This is a genomic window from Streptomyces sp. NPDC048504, assembly GCF_043200035.1.
Lineage (GTDB): Bacteria > Actinomycetota > Actinomycetes > Streptomycetales > Streptomycetaceae > Streptomyces.
On record NZ_JBICXA010000034.1, the window covers coordinates 26,216 to 42,870 of the forward strand.

The 16,655-nt window shown below is 69.0% G+C and carries 15 protein-coding genes and 1 pseudogene; 6 read left to right on the forward strand and 10 right to left on the reverse strand.

Going from position 1 to position 16,655, the window contains the following annotated elements; all coding sequences use genetic code 11:
• Window positions 1–60: 60 nt before the first annotated feature.
• Complete coding sequence (locus ACGFY9_RS48110) at window positions 61–390, forward strand: hypothetical protein (protein WP_393765393.1); 330 nt, start codon at window positions 61–63, stop codon at window positions 388–390.
• 374 nt (window positions 391–764) lie between these two features.
• Entirely contained in the window at window positions 765–1,100 is a 336-nt protein-coding gene (locus ACGFY9_RS48115; protein WP_393765395.1) for a DUF2283 domain-containing protein, read from the forward strand.
• Between the two features lie 102 nt (window positions 1,101–1,202).
• On the opposite strand, the gene ACGFY9_RS48120 is transcribed toward ACGFY9_RS48115, so the two are convergent.
• The 5 genes from ACGFY9_RS48120 to ACGFY9_RS48140 form a co-directional block, all read right to left on the reverse strand.
• Complete coding sequence (locus ACGFY9_RS48120; protein WP_393765397.1) at window positions 1,203–1,916, reverse strand: hypothetical protein; 714 nt, start codon at window positions 1,914–1,916, stop codon at window positions 1,203–1,205.
• Window positions 1,913–2,461 carry a SigE family RNA polymerase sigma factor gene (locus ACGFY9_RS48125; protein ID WP_393765399.1) on the reverse strand — a complete coding sequence of 183 codons (549 nt, stop codon included), beginning with the start codon at window positions 2,459–2,461 and terminating at the stop codon, window positions 1,913–1,915. The genes ACGFY9_RS48120 and ACGFY9_RS48125 overlap by 4 nt, the downstream gene beginning before the upstream one ends.
• A 132-nt stretch (window positions 2,462–2,593) precedes the next feature.
• Window positions 2,594–4,528 (reverse strand): glycosyltransferase family 2 protein, encoded by a 1,935-nt coding sequence (locus ACGFY9_RS48130; RefSeq protein ID WP_393765401.1) that lies wholly within the window; start codon window positions 4,526–4,528, stop codon window positions 2,594–2,596.
• A gap of 17 nt (window positions 4,529–4,545) precedes the next feature.
• Entirely contained in the window at window positions 4,546–5,391 is an 846-nt protein-coding gene (locus tag ACGFY9_RS48135; protein WP_393765403.1) for a helix-turn-helix domain-containing protein, read from the reverse strand.
• Window positions 5,388–6,191: a peptidoglycan-binding protein gene (locus ACGFY9_RS48140; RefSeq protein WP_393765405.1), complete on the reverse strand. Its 804-nt coding sequence runs from the start codon at window positions 6,189–6,191 to the stop codon at window positions 5,388–5,390. The genes ACGFY9_RS48135 and ACGFY9_RS48140 overlap by 4 nt, the downstream gene beginning before the upstream one ends.
• A 294-nt stretch (window positions 6,192–6,485) precedes the next feature.
• Between ACGFY9_RS48140 and ACGFY9_RS48145 the strand changes: the two genes are divergently transcribed.
• Entirely contained in the window at window positions 6,486–6,938 is a 453-nt protein-coding gene (locus tag ACGFY9_RS48145) for a peptidoglycan-binding protein (RefSeq protein WP_393765407.1), read from the forward strand.
• A 106-nt stretch (window positions 6,939–7,044) separates the two neighbouring features.
• Window positions 7,045–7,494: a peptidoglycan-binding protein gene (locus ACGFY9_RS48150; RefSeq protein WP_393765409.1), complete on the forward strand. Its 450-nt coding sequence runs from the start codon at window positions 7,045–7,047 to the stop codon at window positions 7,492–7,494.
• A 28-nt stretch (window positions 7,495–7,522) separates the two neighbouring features.
• Here the strand turns inward: ACGFY9_RS48150 and argS are convergent, their stop codons facing one another.
• On the reverse strand, window positions 7,523–9,292 hold the full coding sequence (gene argS / locus ACGFY9_RS48155) for an arginine--tRNA ligase (RefSeq protein ID WP_393765411.1): 1,770 nt from the start codon (window positions 9,290–9,292) through the stop codon (window positions 7,523–7,525).
• Between the two features lie 347 nt (window positions 9,293–9,639).
• On the opposite strand from argS, the gene lysS reads away from it, so the two are divergent.
• Entirely contained in the window at window positions 9,640–11,388 is a 1,749-nt protein-coding gene (gene lysS, locus ACGFY9_RS48160; RefSeq protein WP_393765413.1) for a lysine--tRNA ligase, read from the forward strand.
• Window positions 11,389–11,491: 103 nt separating this feature from the next.
• Here lysS and ACGFY9_RS48165 read toward each other — a convergent pair whose 3' ends face one another.
• From ACGFY9_RS48165 to ACGFY9_RS48175, 3 genes are all read right to left on the reverse strand, one after another.
• A complete protein-coding gene (locus ACGFY9_RS48165) occupies window positions 11,492–12,823 on the reverse strand; it encodes a DUF2637 domain-containing protein (RefSeq protein ID WP_393765419.1) in 1,332 nt (443 codons plus the stop codon).
• 199 nt (window positions 12,824–13,022) lie between these two features.
• Window positions 13,023–13,970, reverse strand: coding sequence for a DUF3558 domain-containing protein (locus ACGFY9_RS48170; RefSeq protein ID WP_393765415.1), 948 nt, complete (start codon window positions 13,968–13,970; stop codon window positions 13,023–13,025).
• 133 nt (window positions 13,971–14,103) lie between these two features.
• Complete coding sequence (locus ACGFY9_RS48175) at window positions 14,104–14,970, reverse strand: DUF3558 domain-containing protein (RefSeq protein WP_393765417.1); 867 nt, start codon at window positions 14,968–14,970, stop codon at window positions 14,104–14,106.
• A 250-nt stretch (window positions 14,971–15,220) separates the two neighbouring features.
• Here ACGFY9_RS48175 and ACGFY9_RS48180 point away from each other — a divergent pair, with 250 nt between their 5' ends.
• Window positions 15,221–16,414, forward strand: coding sequence for an RtcB family protein (locus ACGFY9_RS48180; RefSeq protein WP_393765421.1), 1,194 nt, complete (start codon window positions 15,221–15,223; stop codon window positions 16,412–16,414).
• Window positions 16,415–16,569: 155 nt separating this feature from the next.
• On the opposite strand, the pseudogene ACGFY9_RS48185 reads toward ACGFY9_RS48180, so the two are convergent.
• A pseudogene (locus ACGFY9_RS48185) lies at window positions 16,570–16,655 on the reverse strand (IS5/IS1182 family transposase); the annotation flags it as partial.

Below are 16,655 nucleotides of genomic sequence, written 5' to 3' on the forward strand. Positions count from 1 at the left end.
AGGGTGGTCCGCATGATCTCTTGCGGGCCACCCTTGGGTGCGCTGGTGGAAGGTGTCTGCATGGGTGAAGGTGAGCTCGAAGAGATCGATGAGCTGTGTTCTGCGGCTACTCCTGGTCCCTGGTTCGTCAGGACCCTGGACGATGACCATGCGATGAATCTTGTGGCTGTGAGTACCGTTCCCGATACTGGTCGCTCCGAGAGATGGCCGGATTTTGATCACCGGGAAATCGTTGCCGCAACGCTGGTGCAGCATCCGCGCTATGTTGACGCGGGTGATGAACGCTGGGACGAGAATGCAGCCTTCATCGCGATGGCGCGAGAGGCTGTGCCGCGCCTGGTGGATGAAGTGAGACGACTTCGTGACGCGCTTGCCGAAAAAGGCACGTGAAGACGGGAACCTTGGGTGGCCGTCGAGTCGCTGGCGACCGCCGACGTCAACCGGGGTAGCAGGCCGGCCTCCCGGCCGAACCCTCCGCCGCCCCGTCCGGGCGGCGCGGGCGCTACCCGTGATGAGAGGGCTCACTGTTCGCCGTATCTCGTCCGCCCTCGAAGTTGAGGCCATTTCGCAGAAGTACGGCATCTGCGAGGACCTTGACTACATTTTCCTGCTCGACTCCCCGAGCGGAGAAGGGCTCCTCGCATCGGGCAACCCCTCGTGGGCGATGGCTGAGGCTCCTGTCGAAACACCATCCTTCTTCTCCCGGATGGGAGAGGCGGACCGATAATCAGGTGCGGTGTGGGTGTAGGTGGCATGGGGTTTTCGTGGGGAAATCGATCGATAGCAGTATCAATGCGGTGATGGAGGATGTCCAGGCCGGATATATCGCCCGGCCGAAATCTGCGAAGGGGTCAACGGATATGGTGGATGTGCGGGTTACGTATGACCCGGTGGTCAATGCGGCCTATGTCTACTTCATGGAGCCGCAGGTGACCGTCCCGTCCGCGCACACGTATCCGTGCGATCCGATCGATGTGGACGGGATGATCAACTTGGATTTCGATGCGGAAGGGCGAGTCATCGGCATCGAAATCCTGGCGGCCGACACAAAACTTCCCCGATACATGCTGGACCGCGCGGAGCGTTTGGAGCGGCCATGAACCGACCACGCCAGATCCGGTCCTAAATCAGGCGGAGGGTGGCCCGCAGGATTTCTTGCGGCCACCCTTGCCGTTGGACGCGGAGGTCACACCGTGTGCGGGTCAGCTGCCGGTATTCAGCCGGAGGGCGAGGTCGTGGGCGGTGGCGCTGGTGAGGTCCCCGATGAAGGCCCCGACGATTTCGAGCCGGCCGCCGGTGAGCGAAGAGGTCACGCTGGGGTTGCCCCAGAGCTTGCCGTCGATGACGATGGCGAATTCGTTGCGCGGGGCCGGGGCCCCGGCGATGGAGCCGGTGAGGGCGGCGAAACGGGTCCGGTCGGTGGAACCGAGGGTCACCTCGACCTGCCAGGTGCCGTCGGTCGTGCTTCTGCCGGCCTTCGCGGAGGTGACACGGACGTCGGTCATGCCCCTGGCCCGGTCGGCGTGGACGCAGAACGCCGGGTGGGTCGCGCTCGCGCGCACGGTGTAGCCGCCGCTGCCGTGGGCGCAGGCGGCCTCCGTGGACGAGGTGACCGGCAGGATGGAGATCAGGGCCGCCTTCCCGGTGTTCCCCGTGACCCCCGCGGCGGGCCGGACCCCGTGCGCGTGCGGGGACGTGCCGTCCGCGACGGCGACCGCGCAGGCGGCGACCACGGCGACGACGGCGGCGGCGCCTGCGCGGGCCAGCCGCTGCCGCCGCCGGGCGACCCGCAACGCGTCGTCGGCCAGGCCGGCCAGGCAGGGACCGGCGGCATCGGCACCGGTCTCCAGGACGTGGGTGTGCAAGGCATCGTGCAGCGACGTTGCGCGCAGCGGGTGTTCGGTCGAGTCGTTCATGCGATGACGCCCCTTCCGGAGGCAGGGGCGGAGGTGGTGGCCGATCGCTCCGCTTCCGCGAAGGCGGCGCGGAGGGAGGCGAGGGCCTTGTGGGTCTGGCTGCGGACCGTCCCCTGGGCGATGCCCAGGATCGCGGCGATCTCCTGGTCGGGCCGGTCCTCGAAGTAGCGCAGCACGATCACCGCGCGCTGGCGCCTGGGCAGCCGCCGCAGCGCGGCCATGATGTCCTGCCGCTGGACCACGGTGTCGGCCAGGTCGGCGGTCTGCGCGGACGAGTCCGGCAGCTTGTCGGTGACCGTCTCCTTTCCCCAGCTGAGCAGTCGGAAGCGGTCCACATGGGCGTGGTACAACGCCCGGCGCACATAGGTCTCCGGCTGCTGCCGGTCGCGCAGCCGCGACCAGCGCCGGGCGGTGGACGCGAGTGCGGTCTGGAGCAGGTCGCGGCCCTGCTCCCAGTCCCCGGTCAGCAGATAGGCCGAGTGCAGCAGTGATCTCGACCGCGCGGCCACGAACTCGCGGAACTCACGTTCCTCGTCGGCGTTCAAGCGCCCTCCCTCGTTCCCCCGTATAGACGGGTGGGGAAGGGAGTTCGACTGCCCTGCCGGTCAGACTTTCTCGTTCACGCTTTCGCGTGCACCTTTCGGTCCACGAAGCTGCCGGGCTTCTCGCGCGGAGCGTCAGAGCCCCAACCACCGCCGTACCCGCCGCACTTGACGGTTGTCCGCCAGCGAGTCGAGGAACCGCCGCCCGCCCCCGGCCTCGTACGCCGGGCCCTCCAGGCGGAGCACCGTGCCGTCGCGGACGACGGCGTACGCGAGGGGCCTGGCTGTCTTGGGGAGGTTGACCGGGTGGCGGCCGGCGGGCAGCTTCAGGCGCGCGGGGAGGCGGAGTCGGGCCCTGTCGGTGCCGGGGGCCGGGAGCAGTTCGGCCTGTACTCCGAGCGTGCCCACGGTGACCTTCACGCGGACGGGTGCGCTGTCGGCCGTCGCCGCGATGTACGGGAGCGGGAGTGAACTGCCTTCGCTCCGGCCGGTGTTGCTCGCCGCCACCGAAGACGTGTCCTGGCCCAGCTTGCGCTGGCGCTGGTCCACGTCCAGGGCGAGCTGGCCGCTGCCCGTCCAGTAGGGGAGGGACAGTCGGCCGCCGGTCAGGGCCGGGCCCGTCGCCGGGGTGCCCGGCGTGCCCTCGCCCGTCACGCGCACCAGGCGGTCCACGCCCAGCAGCTGGACGTACGCCCACACGTCGTGCACACCCCGCTCCAGCGGCCGCCCGCCCGCCAACCGCTCGGGGTCCAGGGACAGTTGCCCGGAGGCGATCACCTGTGTACGGCCGTCCCCGAGGGGCTTCAGCCGTACCTCCAGGTCGCCCTCCGGATACCACCAGTCCTCGCGGTCCCGGTCCTTCACCACCAGCTCCGCGTACGCCAGCCGGAAGGGGTCGGGGACCTCCCAGCCGTCCTCCGTCCCCGGTACGCCGGCCAGCAACTCCGGGTCCAGGTACTGCTTTCCGTCCCGTTCGACGAGGATCAGCGGCTCGCCGTCGCCGCGCAGCAGGTCCAGCGTCACGTCGGCGACCAACCGGCCGTCCGCCCAGCGCGGTTCGCCGACCGCGCTGCGCGCCTTCACCTCGCGGACGCGCTCCGCGAGGGTCACCGCGCCGTCGAAGTCACCGGCCTCCAGCAGCGTGGCGCGCAGCCGGGACACCGCGGGCAGGCCGTCTCGTACGGCCGCCGGGAACTCCTCAAGGGCCACCTCCCGCGCCGCCTCGAAACGCTGCCGCTGCTCGGCCGGGTCCTCGCGGAGGATCTCGGGCTCGCGGGTGCGGGAGAGGATCTCCACGTGGTAGATGCGGTGGAGGAGGCGGTTCTGGAGTGCGTCGATGTCGTCGGACGCGGGCGTGCCGTCCTTCAACTGGCCGATGATCGTTCGGGTGTTGGACCAGAAACCGTGCTTCGGGTTGAAACGGTGCTGGGTGTTGTTGCCGCCGTCGTCCCGCTTCATCCAGTAGTAGACGGGATAGTCGGCGAGGATCGAGATGCGCTCCGCCTTCAGATAGGCGGCGCTGACGAAGGCCAGGTCCTCCAGGATCCACGGGCCCTCGGGGAAGCGCAGCCCGTGTTCCTCGACGAACGCGCGCCGGAACATCTTGTGCGGCGACATGCTCTGCATCAGTTCGTCGTTCTCGATGGTGCAGGCGTCCACCGTGTGCCGGAACAGTCGCCGGGGCCGCACCATCGTGCTGGACATCTTGCCGAGGACGACGTCCGCGTCGTTCCGCTTCGCGTGCTCGTACAGCCGCTCCAGGGCCTCGGGCCCGAGCGTGTCGTCGTGGTCGACGAACTGGATGTACTCGCCCCGGGCGTGCTTCATGCCGAGGTTGCGGGGCGCGCCCGGCCAGCCGGAGTTGGGCTGGGTGTGGACCTGGACGTTCGGGTGCCCGGCGGCGATCTTCTCCAGGCGGCTCAGCGTGTCGTCGGTCGAGCCGTCGTCGACGTAGACGACCTCGTACTCGTCGGCGGGCAGGCTCTGTCCCAGCAGGGACGGCGCGCACTCGTCGACGTACTTCCCGGTGTTGTGGACGGGAACGATCACGCTGACTTTGACTCTCGGCATTCAAGGACCCTACACAGCTACCTCACATGCCCGTCAAAGCATTCCCTTTTCCCTGCCACAGCCCCCGTTCTCGCCGCGGGCTCGAAGCAGAACCGGGCCACGGTCCCGGGGCGGGTCGCGGCCATGAAGGTGTAGATGTACGTGTTCGCCTCCGTGGAGTTCCTGACCTCCGCGCGGCGGACGGTGGCCGGCCGGCCGCTCACGGTCAGCTCGACCCGGTCCCCGATCCGGGCGCCCCACACCCGCAGCCAGCTCGCCCCGCACTCCCTGCTGTGCCGCAGCTGCAGCCAGGCTCCGGTGGCCGTCTCGTGCATGGCCAGGGTGACCGGATCGCCGGCGCAGTGCATGGTCTGCGGGTCCTTGCCCGCACAGGTCGACTCGTAGCACAGCGGCCCGACGCCCGTGGTCGAGGACGGGAGTGTGGACGCCGGCTCGGAGTGGTGGGGGAGCAGCAGCAGGGCGACCACCACACCGGCCACCACCAGGGCGCACACGGACCCGAGCGCGGCCAGGGCGGCCACGCCCCGGTGAGCGGATTCCGTGGCCTCCGGCTCCGGCTCCGGCACCGGGACGGGCGCCGACACCGGCACCGTCACCGGAGAGGCCGATGCCAGGGGCGGCGCCTCCGACGCGCCGCGTCCGCTCGTCTCCGCCTCCGCGATCTCCCACAGCGCGACGCACCGGCCCTCCGGCTCCCCCGCGAGCCGGCACAGCTCCTCCACCGCCTCCCTGGGCGGCAGGGTCCTGCCGTTGAGATACCGCTCCCACGACGACTTGCTGTACGGCGTCTTCGCGGCGAGCCCCGCCAGACTCAGCCCGGTGCGCGTCTTCAACTCCCGCAAAGAGGAGTCAAGTTGGTTCATCCCCGGAGGACTTTCCAGGTGTGCGGCCCGACCATCCCGTCCACCTGCAGTCCCGCGTGCTTCTGCAGCGCCTTGACCGCACCCAGTGTCAGCGGACCGAAATCCCCGTCGATGCCCCCCGGCGAGAAACCCGCCCGCCGCAGCAGACACTGCACCTCGGCCACCTCCACCCCGTTGTTGCCCACCACCACGGTGTCCTCCCGGGTGCGGCTGTTGCCCGCGTACCAGAGGCCGTCGACCCGCTTCAGACGGCAGGTGTACGACGGTTGCGGCGGCGCCGACGAGGAGCGGGCCGGAGCGGCGAGCAGGGCCGTCGGCTTCGGTGTCGCACCGCTGCTGCCGCCGCTGTCGTTCTCGTTCATGATCCGTACGGTGATGAGCACCGCCGAGGAGACGGCCAGCACCAGGGTCACCGCGCCCGCTATGAGGGCGATGAGCAGGGAATGCCTGGGCGGGGCAGGGTTCTCGGCTTTGGCCGAGAGGAGCTCCGTGTCCGGCTCGGGCTCCGGCTCCGGGTGTTGTTGCCGCGGGGATCCCCAGCCCTCCGCCGCGACCTCGTGGAGCGCGAGCAGCCGGGTCGGATCGCCGTCGCCGGCGATCCTGGCCAGGGCCTCGACGGCCTCCCGGGGCGGCAGGGTCCGGCCGCCCAGGTATCGCTCCCAGGACTTCGGGCTGTACCCCGTCTTCGTCGCGAGCTGACGGATACTCAGCCCGCTGTGGTCCTTCAGCCGGCGCAACCGGATCACCAACTGCCTTGCGCGCGGGTCGAGTTCAGCGGGCAACGCTTTCCAACGCGACATGTGTCCCCCACTCGCGTTCACTTCAGGGGCTGCGCGGTCAACGGCCCCTGTTCCCCGTGGCATTGTGCATGAGGCTCCACGGCATGCGGCGGCAAAAGGTTCCCTCGCGGGGTGGGAACCGGCCACCGCGCGCCCCAGCCGTCCCGCCGTGCCGTCCCGGCGGATCACGTCCCCGCAGGCCCAGGAGGGGGACGTCCCGCGAGGTCGTCACCTTCGCGGCAACTGTGGCCGCCCGTACCGGGCGCCGCGCAGTCTCGTGTCGTCAGTCGAAACAACGACTCGAAAGGCACACGCATGCGATCGAACGTTCTGGCCCGGACCCTGGTCGGCGTCACCGCCGTCGTGGGGCTCTCCGTGGGAAGCCTGGCGACCGCGGGCACGAGCTTCGCGGCATCGCAGACAGCCGCCAAGCCGGCGGTGAGCGCGCAGAACCTCAGCATCCTGACGACGAACAACCTTGGCCTGAACACGGCGAGGGCGAAGAACTGGCAGTGCTGGCTGCGCGACGCGGGCTACAGCCCCGGCACGATCGACGGGGTGCTCGGCACCAACAGCTGGAAGGCGGCGCAGCGCTTCTTCAACGCCCAGGACCTCGGCGCCGGCACCGTCGACGGAGACCCCGGAACCAACACGATCAAGGCGCTCCAGCGCTACCTGAACTTCTTCGGCTACGGCCTCGCGGTCGACGGGGACGCCGGCACGAACACCCGGGCCGCGTTCTGGGACTTCAACTCCACCGGCTGCTGATCCGGCCCGACACCATCGCACACATGCCGCGGCCCGTCTTCTTCCACGGGGGAGGAGGACGGGCCGCGGCCGCGTCAGTCGAAACAACGACTCGAAAGGCACCCGCATGCGATCGAACGTTCTGGCCCGGACCCTGGTCGGCGTCACCGCCGTCGTGGGGCTCTCCATAGGAACCCTGGCGAGCGCGGGCACGAGCTTCGCGGCATCCCGGACGGCCGCCGAGCCGGCGGTGAGCGCGCAGAACCTCAGCATCCTGACGACGGACAACCTTGGCCTGAACACGGCGAGGGCGAAGAACTGGCAGTGCCGACTGCGCGACAACGGCTACTATTCCGGCCCGATCAACGGGATTCTCGGCCCCGAGAGCTGGGAGGCGGCGCAGCGCATGTTCAACGACCTGGGCATCCGCACCGGCACCGTCGACGGAGAGCCCGCACACACGATCACGGCGCTGCAGCGCTACCTGAACCTCTTCGGCTACGACCTCGCTGTCGACGGGATCGCCGGACCGCAGACCAAGGCAGCGTTCTCGGACTTCAACTCCACCGGCTGCTGATCCGGCCCGGCACGGACCGGTACGGGCCTCAGAGGCGCTCGGGCGTCCTGATGCCCAGCAGGGCCATCCCCCGCTGCAACGTCCGAGCCGTCAAGTCCACCAGGAACAGGCGGTTCTCGACGACCTCCGGGGCGTTGTCCGGGGACAGCACGTGGCACTGGTCGTAGAACGTCGTGAGGGTGGACGCCAGTTGGTAGAGGTACGCCGTCAGCTTGTGGGGGGCGTACTCCTTGGCCGCTTCCGCCACCACCTCGCTGAACTGGTCCAGGTGGAGGCCCAACGACCGTTCCGCCGGGGCCAGTTCCAGCTTCGGGTGGGCGACCGGGCGGGCCTCGCCGGCCTTGCGGAGGATGGACTGGATGCGGGCGTAGGCGTACTGGAGGTAGACGGCCGTGTCGCCGTTCAGGGAGACCATCTGGTCCAGGTCGAACTTGTAGTCCCGGACGGCGGACGTCGACAGGTCGGCGTACTTCACCGCGCCGATGCCCACGTAGCGACCGTTGTCGACGATCTCCTGCTCGGTCAGGCCCACCTTCTCGGCCTTGTCCCGGACGACCGCCGTGGCGCGCTGGACCGCCTCGTCGAGGAGGTCCTCCAGCTTCACCGACACACCCTCACGCGTCTTGAACGGCTTGCCGTCCTTGCCGAGGATCGTGCCGAAGGCCAACTGGTAGGCCGTGACGTCGTCGTTGAGCCAGCCGGCCCGCCGCGCGGTCTCGAAGACCATCTTGAAGTGCAGGGACTGGCGTACGTCGACGACGTACAGGAGCGAGGTCGCCTTCAGGTTGAAGACACGGTCCCTGATCGCGGACAGGTCCGTCGCCGCGTAGCCGTAGCCGCCGTCGGACTTGCGGACGATCAGCGGGACGCGGTTGCCGTCCGGGCCCTTGATGTCGTCGAAGAACACGCAGAGCGCGCCGTCCGAGATCTCCGCGACCCCGGACTCCTCCAGCAGGCGGCACGTCTCGTCCAGCATGTCGTTGTAACCCGACTCGCCGACGATGTCCGCGTCCCGGATCTCCATGTCCAGCTTCTCGAAGACGGAGAAGAAGTAGATCTTCGACTCGTCCACGAACTTCTGCCACGCGGCGAGGGTCTGCGGGTCGCCCGCCTGGAGGTCCACCACCCGGCGCCGGGCCCGTGTCTTGAACTCCTCGTCGGAGTCGAAGAGTTTGCGCGCGGCCTTGTAGAGACGGTCGAGGTTCGACATCGCCTCCTCGCCGGTGACCTGCGCGTCGGCGTGGTCCAACTCGCCCGGGTGCTCGTCCAGATACTGGATCAGCATGCCGAACTGGGTTCCCCAGTCGCCGATGTGGTGCCGCCGGACCACCGACTCGCCGGTGAACTCCAGGAGTTGGACGACCGCGTCGCCGATCACCGCGGAACGGAGGTGACCGACGTGCATCTCCTTCGCCACGTTCGGCTGGGCGTAGTCGATGACGGTCGTGCCGGGGTGTGCGGCGAGGGGCACGCCGAGCCGGGCCGTGTCGTCGGCGTAGCGCGCGGCCAGGGTCTCGGTGATCGCCCGGTCGGTGATGGTGACGTTCAGGAAGCCGGGGCCGGAGACCTCGATGTCCTTGATCACGTCGCCGGTGGTCACGTTCGCCACGACCTGCGTCGCCAGGTCCCGGGGATTGGCCTTGGCCTTCTTGGCCAGGGCGAGGATGCCGTTCGCCTGGAAGTCCGCTCGGTCGCTCCGTCGCAGCAGGGGGTCCGCGTCGGCCTCCGGCAGGGTTGCCGTGAGGGCGTTCGCGAGGCGCTGGTGGACTAGGTCGGTGAGCGACGTGACCGAGGTCATGGGGTGGGAGCCGTTCTCCTGGTGGGTTTGCTAGACACGGTCAGTATCCCACGGGGGGTAAAGCGAGTTTTTCGGGTGCGGGCCCGGTGGGGGCTGGTCGCGCAGTTCCCCGCGCCCCTTGAAGGCGGCTGCGCCGCCGTCCGGGCCTTGGCCGGTCGCGGGTCGGTGGGGGTTGGTCGCGCCCACGCACCCGCACCCCGCACGCAACCGAAGCCACCCACCCCCAACCCGGCCCCACCCACAGTCACGGGCTTGGAAAAGGCGTTTTCGTGGATGCGGGCTTGCCTGGGACAATAGAACGGTCAGTCGTGCGACCGTACCGGCTGCCCCGTGTCAGAAAGAAGGACGTGCCGATCGTGGCTCAGAGCACCGAGACCACCGACTGGGTCTCCCGTTTCGCGGATGAGGTCATCGAGGAGTCGGAGCGTCGGGCCCCGGGCAAACCGGTCGTCGTCGCCTCCGGGCTGTCCCCCTCCGGGCCCATCCACCTCGGCAACCTGCGCGAGGTCATGACCCCGCACCTCGTCGCCGACGAGATCCGCCGCCGGGGCCACGAGGTCCGCCATCTCATCTCCTGGGACGACTACGACCGCTACCGCAAGGTGCCCAACGGGGTGGAGGGGACCGACGCCAGCTGGGCCGAGCACATCGGCAAGCCGCTGACCTCGGTGCCGGCCCCGGTCGGTTCCGCGTACCCGAACTGGGCCGAGCACTTCAAGGCCGCGATGGTCGCCTCGCTCGCCGAGCTGGGCGTGGAGTTCGACGGGATCAGCCAGACCGCGCAGTACACCTCCGGCGTGTACCGCGAGCAGATCCTGCACGCCATGAAGCACCGCGGCGACATCGACGCCATCCTGGAGCAGTACCGCACCAAGAAGGCCCCGGCCAAGAAGCAGCAGCAGTCGCAGAAGCCTGTCGACGCCGCCGAGCTGGAGGCCGAGGCCGGGTCCGGCGCGGCCGAGGAGGACGACGGCAGCTCCGGTTCCGCCGGGTACTTCCCGTACAAGCCCTTCTGCGGCGCCTGCGGCAAGGACCTCACCACCGTCACGGCGTACGACGACGACACCACCGAGCTGACGTACGTCTGCACCAAGGACGGCTTCACCGAGACCGTCCTGCTCAGCGAGTTCAACCGCGGGAAGCTGGTGTGGAAGGTCGACTGGCCCATGCGCTGGGCCTACGAGGGCGTCATCTTCGAGCCGAGCGGTGTCGACCACTCGTCCCCGGGGTCCTCGTTCCAGGTCGGCGGGCAGATCGTCGGGATCTTCGGCGGCGAGCGGCCCATCGGGCCCATGTACGCCTTCGTCGGCATCAGCGGCATGGCCAAGATGTCCAGCAGCAAGGGCGGCGTCCCCACCCCGGCCGACGCGCTCCAGATCATGGAACCGCAGCTCCTGCGCTGGCTCTACGCCCGCCGCCGCCCCAACCAGTCCTTCAAGATCGCCTTCGACCAGGAGATCCAGCGCCTCTACGACGAGTGGGACAAGCTGGACGGGAAGGTCGCGGAGGGGTCCGCCCTGCCGGCCGACCTCGCCGCGCACTCCCGCGCCGTCCGCACCGCCGCCGGTGAACTGCCCCGCACGCCCCGCCCGATGCCGTACCGGACCCTCGCGTCCGTCGCCGACATCACCGCCGGAGCCGAGGACCAGACGCTGCGCATCCTCAGCGAACTCGACCCGGCCGACCCCCTGTCCACCCTCGACGAGGTCCGCCCCCGGCTCGACAAGGCCGAGGCCTGGATCAACACGCACGTCCCCGCCGACCAGCGGACCATCGTGCGCGACGAACCCGACACCGAACTCCTCAAGTCCCTCGACGAGCCCTCCCAGCAGTCGCTACGACTCCTGCGCGACGGCCTCGCCGACCACTGGTCCCTGGACGGCCTGAGCCACCTCGTCTACGGCGTCCCCAAGGTCCAGGCCGGCTTCTCCGCCGACGCGACCGCCAAGGAACTCCCGCCGGAGATCAAGACCGCCCAGCGGACGTTCTTCGCCCTCCTCTACCACCTGCTGGTCGGCCGCGACACCGGCCCGCGTCTGCCCACGCTGCTCCTCGCGGTGGGCCAGGAGCAGGTGCGGAGGCTGCTCGGGGAGTAGAACCCCGGCCAGTCGGCTCTACGACGATGAGGGCGCCCCGAGCTCGACAGCTCGGGGCGCCCTCATCGTCGTAGGAGATCCAAGGGGACCTGCGGACAACCGCTTACGCGATGTGATCCTCCTGGAGTTCCGCCGTGTGGCGGTTGGTGAAGCGCTTGGCCATGCGGTCGGCGTCGCGGTGCGGGAGCGTGATGCCGTAGGTGGCCTCGACGTCGTCGCGGAACTGGCCGCCGGTCGGGTAGCTGCCGTCTATCGACTTCTTGAAGATGAGGTAGTAGTCGTCCTCGGTCGGCTCCGTGCCGCCGCCCGCGCCCAGTTCACGGGTACGGCCGGGGCCCGCCGGGATCGGGAACGTGCCGGTGTCCTCGGGCGAGGGCTCCGGCTCGGGGAGCGGCGGCTCCTCGAACTGCTGCTGGGGGAACGCCTGTTGCTGCGGGAACGGCTGCTGCTGTTGCTCGAATCGCTGCTGCTCCTCCTCGTACTGCTGGAACTGCTCGGCCTGCTGCTGCTCCGCGTACCACTGCCGGTAGGCCGAGTCCGGGTCGTACGTCGGGTCGTAGCCGCCCTGGTACGCCACCGTCTGCGGGTCCCGCGAGTGCAGCCACGGGTTCTGCGGCTCGGCCTGGTCCCGCGACTGCTCGTGCCGCTCGTTGCCCTCGGCGGCCGGGAGTTGCTCGCGGACCGGTGCCGGGTTGTTCTGGACGGCCGGTGAAGCCGGCTGCTCCTGCTCGCGGGCCGGCTCCAACTGCGGGGCCGGGGGCAGCAGTACGGGCTCGATGCCCGCCGCCGCGAGGCCCGAGGGGGCCGTCTCCGCGAGGGGGACGCCGTAGCGGGCCAGGCGCAGCGGCATCATCGACTCCACCGGGGCCTTGCGGCGCCAGGCGCGGCCGAAGCGGGAGTGCAGGCGGGCCTGGTAGACGAGGCGGTCCTGCTCCAGCTTGATGACCTGCTCGTAGGAGCGCAGCTCCCAGAGCTTCATCCGGCGCCAGAGCAGGAACGTCGGAATGGGCGAGAGCAGCCAGCGGGTGAGCCGGACGCCCTCCATGTGCTTGTCGGCCGTGATGTCGGCGATCCGGCCGATCGCGTGCCGGGCCGCCTCCACCGAGACCACGAACAGGATCGGGATCACCGCGTGCATGCCGACACCGAGCGGGTCGGGCCAGGCCGCGGCGCCGTTGAACGCGATCGTCGCGACCGTCAGCAGCCAGGCCGTCTGGCGCAGCAGCGGGAAGGGGATCCTGATCCAGGTCAGGAGCAGATCGAGGGCGAGCAGGACACAGATGCCCGCGTCGATGCCGATCGGGAAGACGTACGCGAAGTTCCCGAAGCCCTTCTTCAGGGCGAGCTCGCGCACAGCGGCGTACGAACCGGCGAAGCCGATCCCGGCGATGACGACCGCACCGGAGACGACCACACCGATGAGCACCCGGTGCATACGTGTGAGCTGAATGGGTGCGGACACCCGGACTCCCCTCCCCTTACATGTTGTTGCGCGCAACAGGGTGGCACATGTGTGCGGCGTCCTGGGTGCCGGTCCGTCAGGAGCCCGGTCCGCGAAGGGGCCGGGCTCCGTCAACGGCCTGTGCTGACCTGCGAGTTGAGGTCCGTGAACGAACCGGATGTGAAATGTGCGGTCAGCTCTTGTCGGCGGCGGAAGAGGCGGAAGAGGCGGAGGAGGAAGCGGTGGCCGCCGGGGCCTTCGCGTCCGACTTCGCCGCCGACTTGGAGGCGGACGGGGAGGCGGACTTGGCGGGGGCCTTGGAGGCCGACTTCGAGGGCGTGCTGCTCGCGCCGCCCGAGCCGGAGCCCGAACCCGCGCCCCCGCCCGCGCCGTTGGCCGACGTGACCGCCGCCACGGCCTCCTTCACGGCCTTCTCCGCCGCCTTCGTCAGCGTGTCCGCGCTCGGGGCCTTCTCGCCCGCGAGGCCCGCGCCGTTGTAGTCGATCGTGACGACCACGTTCTCGACCCGCGCCACCACCGTCTGCTGCTTGAAGGCGCCTTCCTTCTTCTTCAGGTCGTAGCGCACCGCCGTGGCCTCGTCGCCCGCGCCCGCGACCGGCTCCGACTTGGCGTTCTTCGCGCCGGTGACGGACTGCGCCTCCGACACCTGCTTCGTGTAGTACGCCTGCGCCAGCTTGTCGCCCTCGCCCTGCGTCTGCGAGGAGTCGAACCGCAGCAACGACACGTTCAGCCAGCGGAACTGCGAACCCTTGACCCCGTTGTTGTCCAGGCTCGTCCAGGAGCAACTCCCGCGCGACGCCGTGTCGCTGGAGGTGCCCTCCTTGCCCGACTTGGCGCCCTTCGGCACCAGCTCCGTCAACGTCTTCTTCGACAGCACCGCACACGGCTCGGGCAGCTTCTTGTACGCCGCCGCCTGCACCGTCGGAGCGGCGGTCGCGTCGGCCGACGTCGTCGCACCGGGGCCGGTCGTGTCCTTGCCCGCGCCGTCGTCGGAGCCGGAGTCCGAGGAGCAGCCGGCCGCGATCAGCATCACCGGGACGGCGGCCGCGCAGACAAGGAGGCGGCTCAGACGCTTCGCCCGCTGCTGGTCACTGTGCTCTCGCTGTGCTGGTTGATGCATGGTTCCTTCACTCATGACGCTCGTGGTTCCTGCCGTCGGATCGGGTCCGAGGGGCCACGGTACGCGGTGAGTCACCTGTGCGGTCTCCGTTCACGGGCTTTGCGCGACCCCTCGAACGGCACCCCGCGAGGCCCTAACCGTTGAGCGAGTCGGCCAGCTGCGCGGCCAGTTTCCGCGCCCTGTCCTGCATCTTCTGGCTGTCCGGCACGACACCGACCGTCGCCGGCTGCTCCTCGTACTCGATGGTCACAATGACGTTGGACGTGCGAAACACCACAGTCACCGTGCGCTGCTGAGCCGTCGATCCGGAACTGCTCAACGCGTCGTCGAGGAACGCCTCGTCACCGAGACCGGAGAGGGTTCGGGGTTCGAGACCGGTGGGGGAGGCGGTGACGGACGCCGAGGCGGACGTCGAGCTGGAGCCGGAGGCGGAGGACGAGGACGAAGGGGTGGCGGAGGGTGTCGTGGAGTCCGACGCCGATGCCGACGCCGAGTCGGACGCTGACGCTGAGTTCGACCCGGTGTCCGACGCCGTGGCGCTCGCCGTCGGCGCCGGGAGGTCCGCCGCCGTCTCCTTCGTCGCGAAGATCGTCTGCGCCTGGCTGTCGTCGCTCACGGCGTTGTCGTAGGACACCACCCGCTCGAAGTCGACCAGGAGATGGTCCGTCGCGTCCGTGGACTCGACCTTCCATCGGCAGCCGACCTTGCGGTCCGTGTCGTACGTCAGCGTCGCGTCGCCCGCGTACGCAGCCTCCCGCTGGTCCGCGTCGGTGATCTGCTGGATGCCGGGGAGCAGGGCGTCGAGGGTACTGTGACCGACCGCCCCGCAAGGCTCCGGGAGCGTGCGGTACTTGCCCGGCTGGGCCACCGCCGTCGCCGTACCGGCCTCGCCCGGGTTCGCGTCGTCCGTCGTACCGCTGTCGGCCGAGCCGCTCGTGCAGCCGGCCAGCAGCGCCACGAGGAGCGCGGCGGTGCCGGGTACGTACGCCTTCCGCTGCACGGTCGGGCTCCTCTCGACGGTGTGTCGGGTAGGGAGGTGTCGGGCGTCTTCGCTGCCCCTCGACCCCTTGAACGATCCAGGGTCTGCCAGTGTCCCCGCTGGTTAATCGCTTGCCGCACCCGGGGACCCCCTGGAGACAATGTCTATCGCACGCACAGCCGTGGACGCCGGTCCGCTGTCCCTTTCGTTGGCCTTGGCGCCGGTTTTGCGATGTATGACTTTTGCTGAACTTCGGGGGAATGAGGACGATATGTCGTACGTGGAGATGCCGGGCGCGAAGGTCCCGATCCGTATGTGGACCGACCCGGCGACGGTCGAGGAGGGCGCGCTCCAGCAGCTGCGCAACGTCGCGACCCTGCCGTGGATCAAGGGCCTGGCGGTCATGCCGGACGTGCACTACGGGAAGGGCGCGACGGTCGGTTCGGTCATCGCGATGCGGGGTGCGGTGTGCCCGGCGGCGGTGGGGGTCGACATCGGCTGCGGGATGTCCGCGGTGAAGACGTCACTCACGGCGAACGATCTTCCCGGCGATCTGTCGCGGCTGCGGTCGAAGATCGAGCAGGCGATTCCGGTGGGGCGGGGGATGCATGACAGCCCGGTGGAGCCGGGGCGGTTCTACGGGCTGGCTACTGGGGGGTGGGACGACTTCTGGGGGCGGTTCGAGGGGGTTGCCGATGCGGTGAAGTTCCGGGAGGAGCGGGCTGCGAAGCAGATGGGGACGCTTGGCGGAGGGAATCATCTAGTTGAAACTTGTACGGATACTGAGGGTGCGGTCTGGCTCATGCTGCACTCCGGGTCCCGGAACATCGGCAAAGAACTGGCCGAGCACCACATCGGCGTGGCCCAGAAGCTCCCTCACAACCAAGGCCTGGTTGACGGGGACTTGGCTGTGTTCATCTCGGACACTCCTCAGATGGCCGCCTACCGGAACGACCTCTACTGGGCTCAGGAGTACGCCAAGTACAACCGCGCGATCATGATGGCGCTCCTGAAGGACGTGATCCGGAAGGAGTTCAAGAAGGCGAAACCCACCTTCGAGCCGGAGATTTCCTGCCACCACAACTATGTGGCGGAGGAGAGGTACGAGGGCATGGACATGCTGGTCACTCGTAAGGGCGCGATCCGGGCGGGCTCCGGCGAGTTCGGGATCATCCCGGGCTCTATGGGCACCAGTTCGTACATCGTGAAGGGTCTCGGCAACGAGAAGGCCTTCAACTCGGCCTCGCACGGGGCGGGTCGGCGCATGAGCCGCAGCGCGGCGAAGCGGCACTTCACTGTGCGGGACCTGGAGGAGCAGACGCGAGGCGTCGAGTGCCGTAAGGATGCGGGGGTCTTGGACGAGATCCCGGGTGCCTACAAGAACATCGATCAGGTGATGGCGCAGCAGCGGGATCTTGTCGAAGTCGTGGCGAAACTGAAGCAGTTCATCTGTGTGAAGGGCTGATGTGTGAGGCCCCGGCCAGAGTCCGGGGCCTCGGTCAAGTAGTCATCGGTCGCTTGGCATTGGGACTTTTCCAGTCCGTAGGCGCCAGAGGCGGATATAGCAGCTCTTCTCGGTTCGGTTGAGCGCTGTGGCCGCTGCGGAGTCATTGAGCTTCTTCAGCGTTGTCTCTCCAGCGTGAGGATGGCCTTGGCGATTGACGTCATTCGATTCGGGCTGCACCGGGACCTGCGGAAGATGCGCC